The sequence below is a fragment of the Microbacterium sp. 2216-1 genome, assembly GCF_046507855.1.
In the GTDB taxonomy this organism is placed as follows: Bacteria; Actinomycetota; Actinomycetes; order Actinomycetales; family Microbacteriaceae; genus Microbacterium; species Microbacterium esteraromaticum_C.
This window is the reverse complement of the sequence record NZ_JBKFTM010000001.1, coordinates 381,761-401,086: the sequence shown is the minus strand read 5'-3', so window position 1 is coordinate 401,086 and position 19,326 is coordinate 381,761. Positions and strand designations below refer to the sequence as shown.

General features: G+C 67.6%; 15 protein-coding genes and 1 pseudogene. 4 read left to right on the top strand and 12 right to left on the bottom strand.

The window, feature by feature from the left end:
• Positions 1-57: 57 nt before the first annotated feature.
• The 4 genes and pseudogenes from ACLD0U_RS01820 to ACLD0U_RS01805 form a co-directional block, all read left to right on the top strand.
• A pseudogene (locus ACLD0U_RS01820) lies at positions 58-726 on the top strand (glycosyltransferase family 2 protein); the annotation flags it as partial.
• Between the two features lie 84 nt (positions 727-810).
• Positions 811-1,854: a hypothetical protein gene (locus tag ACLD0U_RS01815; protein WP_410340283.1), complete on the top strand. Its 1,044-nt coding sequence runs from the start codon at positions 811-813 to the stop codon at positions 1,852-1,854.
• Between the two features lie 52 nt (positions 1,855-1,906).
• Positions 1,907-3,022: an acyltransferase family protein gene (locus ACLD0U_RS01810; RefSeq protein WP_410339653.1), complete on the top strand. Its 1,116-nt coding sequence runs from the start codon at positions 1,907-1,909 to the stop codon at positions 3,020-3,022.
• Positions 3,023-3,101: 79 nt separating this feature from the next.
• Positions 3,102-4,103: a glycosyltransferase family 4 protein gene (locus ACLD0U_RS01805; protein ID WP_410339652.1), complete on the top strand. Its 1,002-nt coding sequence runs from the start codon at positions 3,102-3,104 to the stop codon at positions 4,101-4,103.
• Positions 4,104-4,106: 3 nt separating this feature from the next.
• Here ACLD0U_RS01805 and ACLD0U_RS01800 read toward each other — a convergent pair whose 3' ends face one another.
• The 12 genes from ACLD0U_RS01800 to ACLD0U_RS01745 all read right to left on the bottom strand — a co-directional run bounded on the left by ACLD0U_RS01800 (position 4,107) and on the right by ACLD0U_RS01745 (position 19,205).
• Positions 4,107-4,964 (bottom strand): hypothetical protein, encoded by an 858-nt coding sequence (locus ACLD0U_RS01800; protein WP_410339651.1) that lies wholly within the window; start codon positions 4,962-4,964, stop codon positions 4,107-4,109.
• 14 nt (positions 4,965-4,978) lie between these two features.
• Positions 4,979-6,139 (bottom strand): glycosyltransferase family 4 protein, encoded by a 1,161-nt coding sequence (locus ACLD0U_RS01795; protein ID WP_410339650.1) that lies wholly within the window; start codon positions 6,137-6,139, stop codon positions 4,979-4,981.
• Positions 6,132-7,772, bottom strand: coding sequence for a polysaccharide biosynthesis tyrosine autokinase (locus ACLD0U_RS01790; protein WP_410339649.1), 1,641 nt, complete (start codon positions 7,770-7,772; stop codon positions 6,132-6,134). The genes ACLD0U_RS01795 and ACLD0U_RS01790 overlap by 8 nt, the downstream gene beginning before the upstream one ends.
• Positions 7,742-9,157 (bottom strand): O-antigen ligase family protein, encoded by a 1,416-nt coding sequence (locus ACLD0U_RS01785; RefSeq protein WP_410339648.1) that lies wholly within the window; start codon positions 9,155-9,157, stop codon positions 7,742-7,744. The genes ACLD0U_RS01790 and ACLD0U_RS01785 overlap by 31 nt, the downstream gene beginning before the upstream one ends.
• A 141-nt stretch (positions 9,158-9,298) precedes the next feature.
• Entirely contained in the window at positions 9,299-10,660 is a 1,362-nt protein-coding gene (gene glmM / locus ACLD0U_RS01780) for a phosphoglucosamine mutase (protein WP_224817301.1), read from the bottom strand.
• 17 nt (positions 10,661-10,677) lie between these two features.
• Positions 10,678-11,163, bottom strand: coding sequence for a 30S ribosomal protein S9 (gene rpsI / locus ACLD0U_RS01775; RefSeq protein ID WP_179409015.1), 486 nt, complete (start codon positions 11,161-11,163; stop codon positions 10,678-10,680).
• Between the two features lie 26 nt (positions 11,164-11,189).
• The gene (gene rplM, locus ACLD0U_RS01770) at positions 11,190-11,636 is read right to left on the bottom strand and encodes a 50S ribosomal protein L13 (protein WP_179409016.1); all 447 of its coding nucleotides are present in this window, start codon (positions 11,634-11,636) and stop codon (positions 11,190-11,192) included.
• A gap of 213 nt (positions 11,637-11,849) precedes the next feature.
• Positions 11,850-12,518, bottom strand: coding sequence for an endonuclease/exonuclease/phosphatase family protein (locus tag ACLD0U_RS01765; RefSeq protein ID WP_224817300.1), 669 nt, complete (start codon positions 12,516-12,518; stop codon positions 11,850-11,852).
• Positions 12,515-13,399, bottom strand: a complete 885-nt coding sequence (gene truA, locus ACLD0U_RS01760; RefSeq protein WP_410339647.1) for a tRNA pseudouridine(38-40) synthase TruA — start codon at positions 13,397-13,399, stop codon at positions 12,515-12,517. Before truA ends, ACLD0U_RS01765 begins: the two co-directional genes overlap by 4 nt.
• A 211-nt stretch (positions 13,400-13,610) precedes the next feature.
• Positions 13,611-16,958, bottom strand: a complete 3,348-nt coding sequence (locus ACLD0U_RS01755) for an ATP-binding protein (protein WP_410339646.1) — start codon at positions 16,956-16,958, stop codon at positions 13,611-13,613.
• Entirely contained in the window at positions 16,955-17,743 is a 789-nt protein-coding gene (locus tag ACLD0U_RS01750) for a DUF4194 domain-containing protein (RefSeq protein ID WP_410339645.1), read from the bottom strand. The genes ACLD0U_RS01755 and ACLD0U_RS01750 overlap by 4 nt, the downstream gene beginning before the upstream one ends.
• Positions 17,736-19,205, bottom strand: coding sequence for a DUF3375 domain-containing protein (locus ACLD0U_RS01745; RefSeq protein WP_410339644.1), 1,470 nt, complete (start codon positions 19,203-19,205; stop codon positions 17,736-17,738). The genes ACLD0U_RS01750 and ACLD0U_RS01745 overlap by 8 nt, the downstream gene beginning before the upstream one ends.
• Positions 19,206-19,326 lie beyond the last annotated feature (121 nt).

Genomic DNA, 19,326 nt, shown 5'->3' with positions numbered 1-19,326 from the left:
CGTGCATACTTGTGCCATGCGCAGTCGTCCGAGAGCCCACACAGTGCCGGCCTTGTCATGACGTTCCCCGCGGTGTCTGTGGTCATCTGCGCACGAAACAGGGCCAGAACGCTCCGGCAACAACTGGATGCCCTTGCAGCCCAAGTCGATGCCCCACCCTTCGAAGTCGTCATCGTCGACAACGGCTCGACCGATGGGACCGCTGCGGTCGCGTACGAGTGGATCCGTTCGGGTATCGGAAGCGCTGCAGATGCGTTCGTGGTCGACGCCTCCGACCAGGAGGGAGTCGGGTTCGCCCGAAACGTCGGTGCAGCATCCTGCTCCGCCGCCGTGATGGCGTTCTGCGACAGCGATGACGTGGTCGGGCCGCGATGGGTATCCGCAGCAGCAGAGAGCATCGCGGCGGGCGAGTCCGTTGTGACGGGCCCCATCTTCGAGCTCACCCCGGATGGCTCTCCCGGGCAGCTTCTGTTCGCTGGCGTCGACGCGCTCCCGCCAGACGCCGGAGCTGTCCGAGCGCTCCCCTTCTTCCGAGGGTGCAACTTCGCCATCACGCGATCGGTGTTCACACGCGTCGGCGGGTTCGATGCGGGGTTTCCTCCGTACGGAAGCGACGATACCGACATCGGTATACGCCTGGTCGGGGCAGGTATCGATATCGGGTTCAACGAGCGCATGACCGTTGCGTACCGGCTCACCCGAGGCTGGCGGCACCGGGTGATTCGACGTTTCCGAGGCGGCCTCTCGCACGCGATCCAATGGTCGCGACATCCGCACGTGTACCCGTCGCCCCCATCGAGCATGAGACGTGTGGCGAGCGCGTTCTGGCAGCCGTTGTTGTGCGTCGTGCGTGGGCAAGGTCGTCTCTCGACAAGGGTGCTTGCGGGCGGCGAGTCGGCGGCCTTCCATCTCGGTACGGTCCGCGGGGGTTCGCCGTCGAGCGTTCGACGGTACGGCAACCCGCAGCCCGCGGATCGCGAACTCGACCGTCGATCTGCCCGTCGCTTGCCTCCTTCTCCGAGCCTCGCGCTGATCACCCCCGTACGCCACCCGCTCAACAGCGTCGACTATGGCGCGGTGGAGCAGACGCTCCGGGAATCTGTGGACGCATGGCTGAAGCAGACCGACCCCAACATCATCGTCATCGTGGTTGCCTCCGAGCACCCGCCGCTGCCGGATGACCCGCGCATCACGGTAGTGACCGTAGATTTCCCGCCACCTTCAGCGGAACGCACTGCGAGGACCGGAGACGCCGCAGTACTGCGAGACAAAGGCTGCAAGAACGCGATCGGGCTGAGCGTCGCGAAGCACTTCGGAGCACGGCACATCATGTTCGCCGACGCAGACGACTTCGTCTCCCGCAAGCTCGCCGCGCATTGCGCAGCGCATCCCGATCATCCTGGCTGGACGATCACCGCCGGGTGGCGATACAGCCGTGCGCGCAGAACGATCAGAGCCCATCGCGGTGACTTCCATCTGCAGTGCGGAACCTCGCATATCGTTCGGAGTGATCTGTTGCCCGACTCCGGCCTCAGCGTTGATGCCTCGCAGACGCAGCTCTACGAGGCCTATGGCGACAAGCTCGAACGTTGGATGGGCTCGCACATGTTCCTCCACGACGATCTGCCCCTCACCTCGCTGCCTTTCGCCGGCGCGCTCTATCAGGTCGGTACGTCGAACTCCCAGTCCGGAAATGCTCTGGGTGGCCAAGGCCGGCCGATCTCACAGGCGGTCGCTGCCGAGTTCGGCGTTCGCGCGACCTCGCACACGCCCTGGGGGCTCGCACAATCGTTGTTTCCATCGCGGCGCGCTATCGCCGAACGCGTGCGTCGAGTCATGCGACGCTCCTCCTGAGCGCCGCCGTGACTTATCCTCAAGTCACGTGTGCGTGTAAAGGGGAACGAACATGAAGCGACCTCGGATCGGGGGGCTCGACGCGTTGCGCGGGTTGGCAGCGCTGGCCGTGTTCATCTGCCACGCCGCTGCATACTGGGGTGGGCTCGGCCTTCCGCGGCTTGTCTCTTCCGCCACGCAGGTCGGAGCCCACGGTGTCGACGTCTTCATCGTGCTGTCCGGCTTCGTCCTGACGCTGCCGCTCGTGGCACGTGGCCGGTCTTTGAACGTCGGACAGTTCTATGGGCGCCGCATGTGGCGTATCCTCCCCGCGTACTGGACGGCGCTCGCGATCGCCGCAGTCCTCGCGCTGGGCCCGGCCTGGGATCTCGTGGTGGCAGAGCGGGCGAGCGTGCGAGATCTGCTGCTTCATATCTTCGCCATTCAGACCGTGTTCCCATCGAACCTCGGTGCGATCAACGGTTCGCTGTGGAGCGTCTCGCTGGAGATCCTGCTGTATCTGCTGTTCCCACTACTCATCGTGCTGTTGCACCGCGTCGGCGGTACGGTCCTCGTGCTCGCTGCTATCGCGCTGAGTTTCAGCACCTGGTGGGTCGGTTCACAACTGAGTTCCGGCAATGCCGTCGACGCATTCTTCAGCTCCAGTCATACCCTGCCGATTCGCCTCGTGCAGTTCGTGATGGGCATGGTGCTCGCCATGGTGTTGATGCGGCCGGGGTCGACGGCGCTCGATCCGACGCACCGAAACCGCACCCTGGCGATGCTCGCGGTCGGCGCGACGACGCTCGCTGCGGTCGCGGCGAGCACCCTGGACGTGCCACCGGGCATCAACCTGACGTTGTGGGGCGTATGCGGTGCAGCTCTGGTCTGGCTGTTCGCGCTCTTCGCTCAATCCCCGGTGGTGCGCACCCTCGACAAGGCGGGCACGCGTTCGTACAGCTTCTACCTGATGCATCAGCCGATCGTGCTGCTGATGTGGCCGATCATCGCCGTGCTTCCGGGGAACCCGGTCGTGGTGCTCCTGTACGGCGGCGTGGTGGTGTTGGTGATCGTGAGCTGTGCTGCCGAGGCGCTGTATCGGCTCGTCGAGCGCCCCAGCCACAGGTATGCGGTGCGGCGCTTCCCCCACGTAGTGCGCAGAGCAGACGAGCCCGTCCCTCATCCATGATGGAACGGGGCGAGAACACTCGGGGGTCCATATGTCACAGCCACGGCTCAGCATCGCGCGCATCGCGACAGACACACCGATGGGTGCGCAAGCTTACGAAGGGCAGGTGATCGCGCGCGCGGCGGATGCCATGGGACCGGCGTGGTCGATGCGTGAGCTGGTGTTCCGGTCGATGCGCTCCCCCTTACCCGGCAATCGGCGCCTGCCCATGGGGCGAGTGGCGAAGGCACCGGCATCCGTCCGCCGTGAGCTGGGCCGCGCATTGTTCCGCGGCGACGCGGTGTCGCACCGTACCTCGCTCGAGCTGCCACCGTCACCGCACGCCGACGTGATCACGCTGCACGATGTGGTCGCGTGGCGCTTCGCCGACGAGTCGGCTCCCGTACCCGCCGCCGCCGAAGAAGCACGGCGGGCGGCCGCAGTCATCTGCGTATCGGAGTTCACGGCCACCGAAGCCGTCGAGTTCTTGGGGGTGCGAGATCCGCATGTCGTTCCGAATGGTGTCGATCCGCGCTATTTCACCGCGGCACCACTCGACGCCGCAGATCGCGCACGGCTCGGCCTCGAACGGCCCTACGTGTTGCACGCTGGAGGAGCCGCTACGCGCAAGAATCTCGCGGCACTCGCCGAGGCTTGGCCACGGGTGCACTGTGAACGTCCCGGCTGGACGCTCGCCCTTGCCGGCCCGGCCCACCCCCGCCGTACGCAGTTGTTCGACGGTATGCCGGGCACCGCCCTGCTGGGGCGGCTCCCCGATGAGCTGATGCCGGGCGTCGTGGCGTCAGCGGCGGCGGTCGTCGTGCCCTCGCTCTACGAAGGATTCGGGTTGCCGGCGCTCGAGGCCATGGCCGCGGGCGTGCCGGTGGTCGCAGCGGACACCAGCAGCCTTCCCGAAGTGGTCGGCAAGGCGGGACTCCTGGTCGCCCCGACTGCTGAAGGTGTGGCCGACGGCCTGCTGCAGGTGACGTCGGCGGATGCCGCGGTCTCTGCACTCATCGACGCGGGTCGCTCTCGCGCCGCCGAATTCACCTGGGAGCGCTCAGCCGCGGGCCACGCCGAGGTGTGGCGTTCGCTCGCTTGACGCCTACGCGCCGCGCACCCCGAGCGGAAAGCGGGGGCCAGCGTGTGTCAGGCCGGCGAGCGACGCTTCCAGTCCTCGCAACAGCTCCGCCACACGTGACGCATCGGCCGCCCACGCAAAGCGCTGCACGTCGTCCAGGGTGCGCAGGTCGTCGAAGTCGACGTAGCGGGTGCGTCCGGGAGTGACGGCTGCCTCGTAGTCGTGGAACTTGAAGGTGCCGCCGGTGAGCGCCGGTTCGAGAGCGGTCCACACCGCGGGGATGCCGTACGCGTCGGCGGTGATCAGCCCGTGCAACGACGTCGTGAGCACGGTCTCGCACATGACGATCTCGCGCACAGTCGGCGCCGCCTCACGGTGCACGTTCACATCGCGCACGCGCCCCGGCTCGCTCTTCAGCAACGCGGTCAGACCGGCATGAGAGCGGTGATGTCCGTGCGGCACCACTGCGATGGCGGCGCGGCGCGCGGGTCGGGCGACGTGACGGGAGACCAGTAGACCCGGATCACCGTATGCCACCCCCGACACATCGATACGTTCCGCGGTCAGCGGGCCGCGCACGGCGAGCACCTGCACGTTGGGCATCCGCCGTTCGACATCGGTCATCAGCCCCGTGCCCCAGACGGCTCCGTCGTAGTCTTCTGCGCAGAACTCCAGCAAGCTGCCGACGCCGATCAGGCGCGCATGGCGCGGCTCACGGTACAGCGGCACGATCCCGTATTTCGGTAGCAGCCACGGAGTGAGGGCATCTCCGAAGTTCGGGTGGCCATCCCACCAGTACGTCGGCACGACCGGCGCGCCCCAGGCGCGGGGTTGCAGCGCCGCTGCCCCCAGCCGACGCGCCTGGCGCATGCGTCGTCGCACTGCACCTTCGTATCTCATCGGGAGGGCTCCGTTGGCAGTTGGTCGTACAACCGCAGGTACTGCGAAACCACAGCAGGCCAGGTGAAGTCGCGCACCCGCGCCGGCCCGTTCGCCCGCAGTCGGTCGGCGAGCTTCGGATCGTTCCCCACCTGTGCGAGCGCTTCGCTCAACGCCTCGACGTCGGTCGGGTCGACGAGAACGCCGTCCTCACCGTCACGCACGAACTCGGCAGCGCCACCGCGGCTGGTCATCACCAGCGGCGCCCCCGCACGCCAGGCCTCCAATGCGACGATGCCGAAGGCTTCGGAACGCGAGGGAACGACCACGGCGACGGCGCCGCGCATATAGGCGTCGACCTGCTCGGACGCGAGCTGACCGACGAACGACACGCGCTCCGCGAGCCCTGCCGCTTCGGACTGCTTCTGCAGCGCATCGCGCTCGGGTCCATCACCGCCGATCACAAGCCGAACGCCTTCGTGCTGCAGCCGCGCGAATGCCTCGATGAGCAGATCGAAGCCTTTGACGTACCCGAGGCGCCCGACGGCGAACAGGTAGTCCCCTTCGTCCGGGGTGTCCCCCTGCCGGACCGCGAGATCCACTCCGTTCGGCACGACGACGCCGGAGTGCAGGCCGTACCGTGCCCGAAGGTCATCAAGCACGTACTCGCTGGGAGCGGTGACCGTCTGCGCCGAGACGATGGCGCGGCGCAGACCCGCCCGTAGCAACGCTGATCTCTCGTAGACGCCGTTGTCGTCGCCCATCGTCTCTCCGTGCGAGGTGATGATGAGCGGAGTGTGGCGCTGACGGTGAAGCGCCTCCGCGTAGATACCGTTCGGGCCGAAGCAGTGCACGTGCAGCAGATCCGGACGCAGGCGCCGGTGCGCGCGGCGCCAGGCCGCCCAGGCAGCCGGCCAGCGCCCTGCGAATCGCAGCATTGCGGGAAGCGAACGCGCGGGAAGAGGCGTGGGCAGGTATCGCACGGCTATCTCGACACCGTCCGCACCGAGCAACGGATGCTGCGGGGCCGCTCCTCGATCGACGGTCCAGACCTCGACGACGTGTCCGCGCGCGGTCAACTCGCGTGCGACCTGCGCGACGTGCTCTTCGACGCCGCCAACATGCGGGGCGAAGGACGACGTAATCAGCGCGATGCGATGCGCGGCACTATCAGCCATTCTTCGAGCTGCGCTGCTTGCGGCGCACAGGGGCCTCGACCGCCGCGCCGCGCAACAGCTCGTCGAAGTCCTCGGCGTCGGCGGCGTCCTCGCTCGCGGGTTCCGGGGCCGAGCTCTTCTTGGCGGGCCGTGGGCGGGACGGTTTCGGCGCAGGGGCGGGCTCCGGTAGCGGATCGTCGTCTTCTTGCGCTACGGACGACAAGCTGCTCTGCTTCGACGTGCTCGGCTTCGACGGCCATCCACGCTTCTTGTGCCCCGTCCCTGACGCGTACTCGTACGTGTAGACAGACGACTCCGAGCCCGTCAGCGGGGCCCGGTTGAGCACCACGCCGAGCAGTCGACCGTGCACCTTGGTCAGGGCATCCTGCGCCTTCTCCACCAGATCGTAGGTGGTCTTTCCCACCGAGACGACGATCAACGCGCCGTCGGCCTGGTGCGCAAGCACAGCGCCGTCGGTGACGGCGAGCAACGGCGGCGCGTCGACGATCACCGTCGCGTACTCGGCGAGTTCGTCAAGCGTGGCTTTCATCTTCGCCGACCCAAGCACCTCGCTCGGGTTCGGTGGGATGGTGCCGGCGACGAGCACGTTCAGGTTCGGTTCATGCGGCGAACTCTGCAAGACGTCCACGAGCTTCGCCCGCCCCGCGAGCACATCCGTGAGCCCGGCAGTTCCCGACACCCCGGTTGTCTTGGCGACCGTGGGACGCCGCAGATCACCGTCGACGAGCACGACGGGCACACCGTTGGCGGCGAGTGTGGCAGCCAGGTTGGCCGAAACGGTCGACTTGCCCTCGCCGGGCAAGGCGCTGCTCACGACGATCACTCGCGGCGGATCATCGACGTTCATGAACTGCAGATTCGTCCGCAGCACGCGCAGCGCCTCGCGCATCGCATAGCTCGACTTCGTTCCCGTCTGATCGCCAGCCAGAAGTCGCTGCCCGTCCTGCACCTCGCCAGCGGCGGGCAACGTGCCGACGACGGCCAATCCCAGACGCGCTTCCACGTCATCGCGGGCACGAACACGGCGATCCGAGACTGCACGCACGAGGGCGAACGCGATCCCCATGCCCAGGCCGAGCACGCCCCCGACCATCAGTGCCATGCGCTCGTCGGGGAACGATGGCGCCGACGGCAGCGCCGCCGACTCAGCCAGTTCGACGGTGATCAGCGCCGACCCCAGCTCTTCGACCCCCTCGCGCTCGTCGATCGTCGCAGCGAGTCCGACGACCCAGGCCTCAGCAAGGTCGCGTGCGCCCTCTGCCGTCGGGCCTTCGGCGGTGATCTTGATGATGGGTGTGCCATCCGGGTTATCGACAGTGATACGCCGCACAAGTTGCTCTGGCGCCACGTCGAGTCCCAGCGCGTCAGCTGCCTTCTCTGCGACATTGCGCCAGGTCGCCATCTCGACGAACGTCGGCACGCGCGACTTCGCGATGGAGTCGTTCGCTCCCGGAATGAGCTGCATCTCGGGATCAGGATCCGTAGCGACCGTGACCACACCGCTCGCATCGGCCTGGTACACCGGTGTCTGCAGCGCGGCCCAGCCGTACCCTGCCGCCAGCCCGAATATCGTCATCAGCACGATGCCGAGCCAGTGTCGCTTCAGCGCGTTCGCATAGTCGCGGAGTTCCATGCCACCCCCATCTTCCCCTGGGTCTCGATCTTAGAAGACTGCGCGCGACGACCGCCGAGTGGTTGTTCCCACGTATTCGGATTCTGCTCACGCCACCACACGTGGCCCCCCAGGCAGATTCCGGCGATCAGGAACGGGATCGACACCTGCGCGGCAACCCAGAACAGGTCGAACTGAGCGGTCACCAGACGTGAGATCACGACGGCGAACGCGAGGGCTCCGAAGGAAGGGTGCGCGGTCCAGAACTTCCACAGCACGATCAGGATGCCAAGCCACATGACGCCGAAACCCGCGAGACCGACGAGCCCTGCCGATGCGACGACTTCGAGTTCTGCCTGTGGCGGCTGGAAGTTCGCCGTCGGATGCACGTACCAGTAGCGCAGTCCATGGCCGAAGATCGGCTCGTGCTTCCAGAGCGCGTAGACCTCACGCATCCATTCCAGGCGCTGATACGTCGAGTTGAACCTGTTCTGCGACTCGATCTGACCGATCACGCTGTCGATGATGAGTGCGGCACCGGGTACAGCGAGAAGTACGACCAGTAGCTTGTGCCGTCCCGCACCGGAACGCAGCACGTACAGCAACATACCGACGATGAGTCCGATCACCGCTTGCCGGGACTGCGTCAGCGCCAATGCCGCGAGCATGACCCACAGAGACGGGACTGTCAGCTTTCGAGGCAGGTGGGCATGTGGCGGTTTGATGAAGACGACCAGGATCGCGAACGCCAGCGCTGCGCCCGCGAAGTTCTTGTGCATCGGCCACGGCCACCGGGGGTAGATTGGCCGCACTCCCTCGGTGACGAACACGATGGCGCCGGTGGCGATCGTTCCGAGCGCAACCACGAGGCCAGTGGCGACGATCAGGATGAGCCCGGTACGCATGAGTCCTGCCCGGCCGATCCCCCAACCGAGCAACAGGGCTCCGCTGATCAGCATCCACGCGTGGAACCACTCGACCGTGTTCTGTGGATACGGGTTCACGATGACGGTGAACAGTGTGGCGAACTGGTAGACCGCGTTCAGCCACAGCATCGCGCGCATGGTCGGACTGAAATCCCGACGCGACAGCAGCACGACGATGACGAAGCCGAGAGCGATCGCCAGGTCAGAGACGGTGAGATCGCCGACGCCGATGCTCACGCGGGCAGTCACGAACGCACCGGGAATGGCCAGCAGAGGCAGGATCATCGGATGCCGGGGGGTGAGCACCACCCCGATGACGATCACCGCGAGCGCGATCGCGGTGGTGGCCCCGTCTGCGAGCCCCCGGTCGAGCAAGAAGTACACAGCCAGCAACGTGGCGATGGCGAACAACGTCCAACGCCAGAGGTTCGCCCAGGCGCGGCCGAGGGCATCGACAACGGCAGTACGACGAAGCACCATTGCGTTCCCCTTCCCCGCGGAGCCCCTCAACGTCTCAGTATCGCACTCGCCCACGGGAAGGACACGACGATCAGCATCCCGCATCCGAGACAACGAACGAAGGCGGCCACCAACGGTGACCGCCTTCTTCAACGCGTGATCTCAGAGCGTCAGGTGCTTGCGCACGACATCGGCGAGTGATGCGGCGTGGGCATTCGCGGTTTCCGCATCCGCCGCCTCGACCATCACACGCACGAGCGGCTCGGTGCCCGACTTGCGCAGCAGCACGCGGCCCGACTCGCCGAGGCTGGCCTCGACCGACTTGACCGCCTCTTGCACGCCGAGGTGATCGGATACGGCATCCTTGTCGACACCCGTGACGTTGATCATCACCTGCGGGTACACCGTCATGATCGATGCGAGCTCGGCCAGCGTCTTCTTCTGACGGGCCATCTCGGCGACCAGGTGCAGACCCGTGAGCAGTCCGTCGCCGGTGGTGGCGAAGTCGCTCATGATGACGTGGCCCGACTGTTCGCCGCCGAGCGAGTAGCCGCCGGCGTTCATGTCTTCGAGCACGTACCGGTCACCGACAGCGGTCTTGCGCACCGTGATGCCGTTCTCGCGCATGGCGATGTGCAGCCCGAGGTTGCTCATCACCGTCGCGACCAGGGTGTCGTCAACGAGCTTGCCGCGGCTCTTCATCGCCACCGCGAGGATCGCCATGATCTGATCGCCGTCGACGATGGTGCCGTCAGCATCCACCGCCAGGCAGCGGTCGGCGTCGCCATCGTGGGCGATGCCCACGTCGGCGCCGACGCGCACGACCTCGGCGGCCAGCTTGTCGAGGTGGGTCGAGCCCACGCCGTCGTTGATGTTGAGCCCGTCGGGGTCGGCCCCGATGACAGTCACCTTGGCGCCCGCGTTGCGGAACACCTCAGGGGATGCCCCGGAAGCTGCGCCGTTGGCGCAGTCGAGCACGACGTGCAGGCCATCAAGGCGATGCGGCAGCGACGCCAGCAGGTGCATGACGTAGCGGTCTTCTGCGTCGGAGAAGCGGCTCACGCGCCCGACATCCGCGCCCGTCGGCTGCAGTTTGGTGCCGGCTTGCATCGTGTGCTCGATGCGCTGCTCGACCTCGTCGGGCAGCTTCACACCACCACGAGCGAAGATCTTGATGCCGTTGTCGGGCGCCGGGTTGTGCGACGCCGAGATCATCACGCCGAAGTCGGCGTCGATGTCAGAGATCAGAAAGGCCGCTGCCGGGGTCGGCAGGGTGCCAGCATCCAGCACATCCACACCCGACGACGCGAGACCCGCCTCGACCGCGGCGCTGAGGAAGTGACCGGAGATCCGCGGGTCGCGAGCGACCACAGCGGTGAGCCGCTTGCCGGCGACACGACGCGCCTCGGCAATACGGCCCTGGCCCAGGACGACAGCAGTCGCCTGGGCCAGGGTGAGCGCGAGTTCGGCGGTGAGGGGGCCGTTGGCCAGCCCCCGCACGCCATCTGTACCGAACAGTGCCATGGAAGGAACTGAGCGGATCAGCGCTTCGAGTACTGAGGAGCCTTACGGGCCTTCTTGAGACCGGCCTTCTTGCGCTCGATGACGCGAGCGTCGCGCGAGAGGAAGCCGGCCTTCTTCAGGGTCGGGCGGTTGTTCTCGGCGTCGATGTTGTTCAGCGCGCGAGCGATGCCGAGACGCAGAGCGCCGGCCTGGCCCGAGTCGCCGCCACCCGAGATGCGCGCGATGACATCGTACGCACCCGTGAGGTTCAGCACCGTGAACGGGTCGTTGATCAACTGCTGGTGCAGCTTGTTCGGGAAGTAGTCCTCGAGCGTACGGCCGTTGACCGTGATGGTGCCCGAGCCGGGAACCAGGCGCACGCGGGCGATGGCCTGCTTGCGACGGCCCACGGCAGCGCCGGGAACCGAGAGAACGGGGCGAGGAGCCGACTCCACCGTCTCGGCCTCAGGGGTCGAGGTGGAGAAGTTCTGCGGGAAGTCAGTGGTTTCCTGGATGTCAGCCACGAGTATGTCCTTAGTCTTTACGGCGCTTACTGGGCGACCTGGTCGAGGGTGTACGGCGTGGGCTGCTGAGCGGCGTGCGGGTGCTCGGCACCGGCGTACACCTTCAGCTTCGACAGCTGCTCACGGCCCAGGGTGTTCTTCGGGAGCATGCCGCGGACGGCCTTCTCCACGGCGCGAACCGGGTTCTTCTCGAGCAGCTCGGCGTACGAGACAGACTTCAGGCCGCCCGGGTAACCCGAGTGACGGTAAGCCATCTTCTTCTGGAGCTTCTGACCCGTGAGGGCGACCTTGTCGGCGTTGACGATGACGACGAAGTCGCCGGTGTCGACGTGGGGAGCGAAGGTCGGCTTGTGCTTGCCACGCAGGATTGCTGCTGCGTGCGAAGCCAGGCGGCCGAGAACGACGTCGGTGGCGTCGATGACGATCCAGTCACGCTGGACCTGCCCGGCCTTCGGGGTGTAAGTGCGCGTCACGATAGTGCTGCTTTCATAGATTCGAACGGAGAGGTTCGTGAATCCCACTCCGGGGTGGGTTTCGCCTCAGCGAAACACGCGCCAGTGGAGGGCTCACGTTCGTCGTGCCGGACACCCGAGCGAGTCGGATGCAGGCACCAAAGGGTTAGCTTACAGCATCCGATGCACGCAACCAACCGTGCGGCGTCGGCGGCACAGCCCGGGCTCCGCCGCCTACGCCGTCTCAGCCGTGACCAGAATCGGCCGGTGGTCGCTGGTGCCTTGGGGCAGCGTCGTGATCTTCGAAATGTCTATGCCCACCGAGGTCGCGAAGTCGTAGTGCCCGCGGAACACCCGGTACCGCGTGTACGTGTGGTCGTCACTGAGGGTGAGCATGTATCCGTGTTCGCGCACGGTCTGCCCGAGGTTCTCTTTGAACACCGGGTAGTTGTAATCCCCCACCATCAGCACGGGCAGGTCGGGGCCGAGCGCCTGCAGTTCGCCGAGCGCCGCACGGATCTGATTGCGCCGCAGCGAGTTCAGCGCGGTCAGCGGCGCGGCGTGGAACGACGCCACGATCACACCGCGGCCGGTGTCGATATCGAGCAGCCGCGCCCCCAGCACCCGCTCGTGCGCGGGTTTGAGCACCATGTCGTGCAGCGACTTCTTCAGCCCGATCGTGCGCACCGACTCGACGCGGAACGTGTTGCGGCGCAGGTACATCGCGAGCCCCAGCCGGTTGCCGCTGGTCGCCTCGACCAGCGAGAGCCCGCCGATGCTCTCGGGAAGGTCCTGCGTGTCGCACTCCTGCAGGCACAGGATGTCGGGGTCGTGCGCGCTGACCAGATCGGCGAGCTCACGCGCCGCGCGGTGCTTGCGCAGGTTGTACGAGATGACCCTCATGCGTCAAACGTACCGCCGTCGCGTGGTGCGTTGTCGTCGTGCTCGCGGTCACGCCGCGCACGAGTCTGCTCGGCCCGGGTTGCCAGCAGTTCATCGGCCGGATACCCGACCTCTGCCAGCGTCAGCCCGCGCGCCGGCAGCACCTTGAACGCGCTCGTGCGGGTGAGCTCGTCGCGCAGCCGGGCGACGTCGGCGACCTCGAGGCGCCCCTCCCCCACGGCGGCACAGGCGCCCACCAGCGCGCGCACCATGCTGTGGCAGAACGCGTCGGCCTTCACCTCGGCGATGAGCACGCCCTCGACGTCGCGGTGCCAGCGGTAGTCCAGCAGTGTGCGGATCGTCGTGGCCTCCTCGCGCGGTTTGCAGTACGCCGCGAAGTCGTGGAGTCCGATGAGGGTCTGAGCGGCAGCATCCATCCGCTTCTCGTCGAGATCGGCACGCAGCGTCGTCGTGTCGTTGCGCCGCATCGGGTCGTATCCGACCCGATTGTCGGCGAGGCGGTAGCGGTAGCGCCGCCAGACCGCCGAGAAGCGCGCGTCGAAGCCTTCGGGCGCGAGGCTCGTGCGCGTCACCGTGACGTCGGGATAGTTGCCGAGGACACCGCGGATGCGACGCGCCAGAGACCCGGCAGGATCGGATGCTGCCTGCCCGTGTCGCGTACGCACGCGCGCCCACTGCGTCTCATCGAGGTCCACGTGCGCCACTTGGTCAGAGGCGTGCACTCCGGCATCCGTCCGCCCGGCGACCACGAGCCGCGCCTCGGAACCGACGATGCGCGCCAGGGCCGCCTCCAGCGTGCCCTGCACCGTGCGCATGCCGGGCTGGGTCGCCCAGCCGCGGAAGTGGGTGCCGTCATAGGCGATGTCGAGGCGGATGCGCACCGAACCAGCCTAAACCGCGCGTTCCCGCGCACGCACGAGTTCCCACACGCGGATGCTGAACGCCGGCCCTGCATTGGTGCTGACCGACCCGGTGGGAAATCACAGACCACCCGCCTGCCGGTCGGCGTGTCGGTGCGGGACACGCCGTACACAACCCGAATGGTCTGGGATTTCCCACACGGTTTGAGGCTGGCACAGGCCCGAACCCCGATCAGGCCACGGCCACCTTGGGCTTGGCCCACGAGCGTCCGCGAGTGTCTTTGAGGATCGTGTACTCGGCATCGACGTGCGGCTCGATCGCACTGTACTTGTCGTTCGGCGCGCCGATCACCAGTTGGAAGCCCAGTCCCCGCCAAGCACCGATCGCCCGTCGCGTGAAGTGGGCATCGGCCTTGATCAGCGCCTCGTCCATGAACACCGGCGCATAGCGCGGACGCTCGGCCCCAGCATCCCCGAGCTGGTAGCGCAACGCGGCCCCGACGATGAACGCCACCAGCTCCTGCGACTCACCACCCGACTTCTCACCGATGTGGTCGTACAGCGCGACGTGCTCGCGAGTGTCGGCCCGAACCCGCTCGGCGCTGACCCGCACGTGATTGCGCACGTCGATCAGCTCGGCGAAGTCGGGCGCCGAGCGCCGCATCTTGGCGATCAGACGGCTCATCCGCCGGTAGGCGTTCTCACGTTCCTCGTCGGTCGACGCCGTCTCGATCAGTCCGCGCACCTCGCGCAGGTCACGACGGAAGCGCTTGCGCGCCTCGGACTGGTTCTCACGCGGTGTGATCTGCAGTCGGTGGTCGTCGTCGTAGAACGGCAGTTCTTGCATGATGCGGTTGATCGGCTCGATGCGGTCCCTGATCTCGCGCACCGACCGGCTCAGCGTCGAATCCAGGCTGGTCAGGTCGTTGCCCGACAGGCGCAGCAGGCTGTCGCGCCATTCGCTCTCGAGCTCATGCAGGCCGCTGGTGCGCAGCGCCTCAAGAATCCGCACGAATTCGTCGACCGATTCGTCGGGGTCAGGCAGCAGGTTCAGGTTCGGCCAGCGTTCCAGGAACGACACCATCAGCTGACGCATCCGCTCACGCTGCTCGTCATGCCCGTCGAGTGCCGCGCGGCGATCCGCCGTCAGCCGCGCCGCAGCGGTCTTCAGCGCCAGATCCAGCCGTGCCAGCCGGTCCGAAGCGCTGCCGGCGTCGGCGTCTCCCCCGAGCAGGAACCGCTCATCGAGGAACGCCGCCTGTGTGGCATCGAGCACAAGTTCTGCGTCCGAACCGGCATCCACGATGCGCTGACAATCGTCGACATCGTCGGTCACCTCGCCCCACTGCGCCTCGACGCGGTCGCGCTCGGCGACGAGGGCGCCGATCTGAGAACGCAGCTCGGATGCCGTCACGCGCAGCCCCTCGGCGCGTTCCTTCAACTGCCCCACCTCGGGGCTCGCATCTGTCACCTCGGCCTCGACGGAAGCCCAGCGCTCGCGCTCGGCCTCCAACGACGCCACGTCGATCTGCTTCCAGGTGACGTCCTCGATCAACGCGAACGCCTTCAACCGGTTCTCGATGGCATCCAGCGCCGCCTCGGCGGCCTCGGCCGTCTCGGTGGCCGCCGCGAGCCGGGCGTCGGCACCGGCAACGAGCTCGTCAAGATCGCGCAGTCGGCGCTCGTTCGAGAAACCCAGCACGTTCTCACGGCCGTGACCGCCGTGTGCACCCCGGCTGCCCTGCGACATCTGCCCCGTGATGGTCAGCGCCATCCGGTGCTCGCCGAGCTGCGCCGACGAGTCGACGCACACGAAGTCGAACCGCTCCTCAAGCCGCTGCTGCAGCCACCCCGTGAAGGGCGTCGCCCGGTGCTCGAGCCGCCCCGGAAGCGTGCGATCGGATGCCGGCTTCGACTCTGCGATGCCCGCCGTAACCCCCTCGTAGCGCAGCCGCACCGGGCTGCGCAGCTCGTCAATCGCCGCGCGGAACGCCGGCAGGTTTTCACTGTCGATCAGCAGCGTGGTCGCGAAACCACCGAGGGCGAGGTTGAACGCCTCGCGCCACGGCTCGAACTCGGTGCGCACCTCGATGAGCTCGCCGACGAACAGCAGCTCATCGGCATCGAGCCCGGCAGCCTCGGCCAGCAGCATCCGCGCCTCATGCAGAGCCGACGGGATGCTGCCGCGCAGCTGCCCGGCGCCCTCGCGCTCGACATCCATCTGCTCGCGTTCGCGCACGAGCGCGCGCCGCGCCGTCTCGGCATCGGCGAACGCCGCCCGCGCCGCCCGGCGCCCACCGTCGGCCTGCGCGGCGCGTGCCTGCGCGGCCACCTCGGCGAACTGCTCTGATGTCTCGGCCTGCACGCCGAGTGCGCGCAGCGCCGCGTCGACGCGATCACGCTCGCGCCGCACATCGGCCAGGCGACGCTCGACCCCGCGCAACTCACGCTGGGCGGTCTCCAGACGGTCACCGCCCGACTGACGAAGCAGGTCGAGCAGGCCATCGCGCTCCGCCTCGGCACCGTCGACAAGCGCGTGCTTCTCTCGGATGCTGAGATCGAGCGCCCTCTTGCGCTCCCCCAGCTCGGACTCGACCTCGCGCAGCAGATCCAGACGCCGCTGCGCCCGCCACAGCGCCGCGCGCGACGACGGCTCATCAAGGTCACCGACCTCGTCGATCAGACGCACCCGCTCGGCCGCGCCCGTGATGCGTTCACGGATGCCCGCGATCGGCTCCAGCGCGCTCACCTGCTGCCGCGCGGTGATCATGCTCGTGCGCGTGCCCTCGAGCTCATCGAAGTGGGCCACGACAGCATCTGCCGTCGCCATCGTCTCAGGCTCTTCGAGCACGAGACGCTTGTACAGGTCATCGACCGTCGTGATCTGCTGACCGGCCTGGATGCGCGCCAGCAGGCTCATCGCCTTGCCACCCGACCCCGCGGCGCCGATGCCGAGCACCGTGTGCAGGCGCGCCGTGAACTCCCGGTCTGTTCCGACCGGTTCGAGGCCGCGCTCACGCAACGACGCGTCCGTCAACCGCTGTGCGGCGGCGGATTCGAGTTCGGCGAGATCAAAGCGCCCCTCGCACGTCGCGCGCACCCGCACGGTGTCCTCGAGAATGCGTGCGCCGGCGGGGATGTACCAGGCCCGCACGGCGGTGAACCGCGACCCGTCATGGTCGGCCCAGGTCATGGCAATGGCAGTCCAGGTGTCTTCACCGTCACCGCGCAGCACCCGCAGCTTCGTGCCCTCATCGGTGCGGGACTCGTCGATCTTGCCGCGTCCGTACGACAGGATGTTGCGCTGCTCCTCACCGCGAGGACGCCCGGTGATGCCACCATTGGACGCACCGTTGAACGGCGTGGTGTGCGGCATCATCAGAGCGATGTAGGCGTCCATCAACGTGGATTTGCCCGAGCCGGAACCACCGCAGAGCATCGTCGCGTTCGGCGAGAAACGCACCCGATGCGGGCCGCCATCGTAACCGCCCCAGTTCACCAACTGCAGGTCCTCGGCGACCCACTGCTGACCGCGCGACTGCGCAGGGATGAGACCGAAGAGAGTGTCGAGCATCGTCACAGGGCGGCCTCCGGCTGCACGTTCTGGGGCTGGGGCTGGGCCTGCTGGGTTTGGGTCTGCTGGGGCTGGGCCTGCTGGGCGCGCAGCCAGGCGCGCAGCTCGGCGAGCTTCTCGGCGCTGAGCACGACCTCGACGAGCGAGCTGATCCGGTAGCGTCCGGTGGTCTCCTCGTCGACGACGCCCTCGCGGTCGAGCCGGTCGAGCGCCGCGCGGATCGCCCGCTGCTGCCGCGCCGTGCTGCCGTCGGCGTCGGTGAGGTAGCTGAGCACGGTCTGCTCGACGTCTTCGATGTCGATACGCGGAGCGGACTCCCCGGCAGCCGTCTCACGCTGGAAGACCGTGCGCAGGTGCACCAGCACCAGCGTCTCGGTGCGGTTGTACGGCAGGTCCTTCAGCAGAATCGGTACCTCGAACTCGTCAGAGCGCACCTGCTGCTTGTAGGCCAATCCGCGACCCGGATCAACCACGAGACGCAGGTAGAGATCGTGCAGACGCGACTCGATGATCTGCTGGTGCTCGAGCAGCAGCGCCCACTCGGCACGGTTGCCCTCAGCACTCAGGAACCGCTTCTGCAGCACCTGCGCCAAAACCCGGCGCACCTCGGGATCAAGCGTGCCGCGATCCCCCGGGAAGTGCTCGACGAGGTCGTCCTCCATCGCGACGGGGGTGACGAACGGATCGCGTACGTCAGCATCCGATACGGCGCGCATGTCAGCATCCGACGTCGTCTGCGCGGGCGCGTCGACGCGCCCGTCGGTGTCGGAAACGGTCGTCGTGTCAGTCATCGTCGTCCTCCTTCAGTGCGTGGGCCGTGACCGACGCGAATGCGAACCGCCTCGTCGTGCCGTCGGGACGCAGCGTCTCGACGGTCGACACCTGGTCACCCTCGGTCATGCCGTTGCGGTGCGCGATCTCCAGCAAGCCGACGAGGTCGACCGGCCGGCGGGTGTCGTCCGGAGCGCCGGCGAAGGCCTCACCCAGATCGAACACGTCGCCGAGCCCGGCGACATACGCCTCCAGCTCGTCGTAGCGCGGCCCGCCCCACGAACGCGAGTCGCCCTCGACGTACTCGACGTCGTCAGCATCCGCCAGCGGAGCCGGAGCGCCCGGCGGACGCACGTCTCCCACGCTCTGCCTCAGCCGACCGAGGTCGATCAGCGGCAGGCTGCGCACCGGATCGACCGGAGCCGTGGCCGGAGCCGTCCTGGCCCAGTCGTGCAACCCAGAGATGACGTCGCGCAGCAGATCGTCGATCTGGCGGTCACGCAGCGGGTCGTGGGTCTTCACCTGGCCGGTGATGACGTGGGATGCCCGCCGCTGCGCGGCCAGAACCTCTTCGACACCCAGCTCGACACGGCGGCCGATGGCGTCGAACTCGGTGCGCTGCGCGGAATCCATGTGGCGGGCGAACGGCTGCGCGAGCAGCGTGTGCAGCTGCTCGTTGAGCGCGTCAATGCGCTCGGGGTCGCCGATCAGGCGCAGGGCCCCCGCGAAGGCCCGCCCTTCGGGAGTCGACTGCATCACGTCGCGGGCGCGCTGCAGGTATTCGCGCAGCACCTCCCCCGTGGGACGCTCGTCGCGCCGCAGGTGCGCCACGACATCACGCTGCATCTGCTTCAGCGATTCCGCGACACGGGTGAAATCGGCGGGCAGCTCACGCGCCAGGTGCAGCACGTTCTCGGCCTGCTCATGCAGTTCCTCGTCGTCGACGTCCACCGTGCCCTCGGCCTGCACGCGCAGGATCTCGGCGTCGAGGGCATCACGCTCGGCCGTCAGTCGCACGATGCGCTTGATCGGGTCAGCCTCGGCGCTGTCCGACAGTCGCTCGACCGTCTCGAGCAGCGTGCGCACCCGCGAGTTCGACACGCGCGTGCGCCCAGCGCCGGTGCGCCCGGTGATCTCGAGCGCCTCGACCGCGTGCGCCGAGAGTCGGTACACCTCGACGTCGTCATCGATCTGCTGCACCAGCCAGCCCTGCTTGGCCCACGTGCGGCACACCTCACGCCCCGCGCCCGCCGGAATGCGCCTGTCATCGTCGTCGTAGCCCGCCGCGCGCAGGTCGTCGAGCGCCGCAGCGACCTCGGCGTGCGCGTCGGCGATCGGCACCGCGGGGCGATCCGCTGAGAACAGCGTCGTCAACGCTGAGACGACGAACGGCGCGTGGCGACCGTGCAGCAGCCCCAGGGTCGGGGTTCTGAACGCTGCAAGAGAGCGGATGTATGCCGCCTCGGCACGCGTACCTGTCACCTGAGAAGCCTACCCGGGGTCCCTGTGCACCCTCCAACGAAGGTGCAGGATCGGGCGCGGGGGCCGCGCGCGAGTGCGGCCTATAACCCCGGCCCGGGCCGGAGGCCGGGGACGAGAAAAC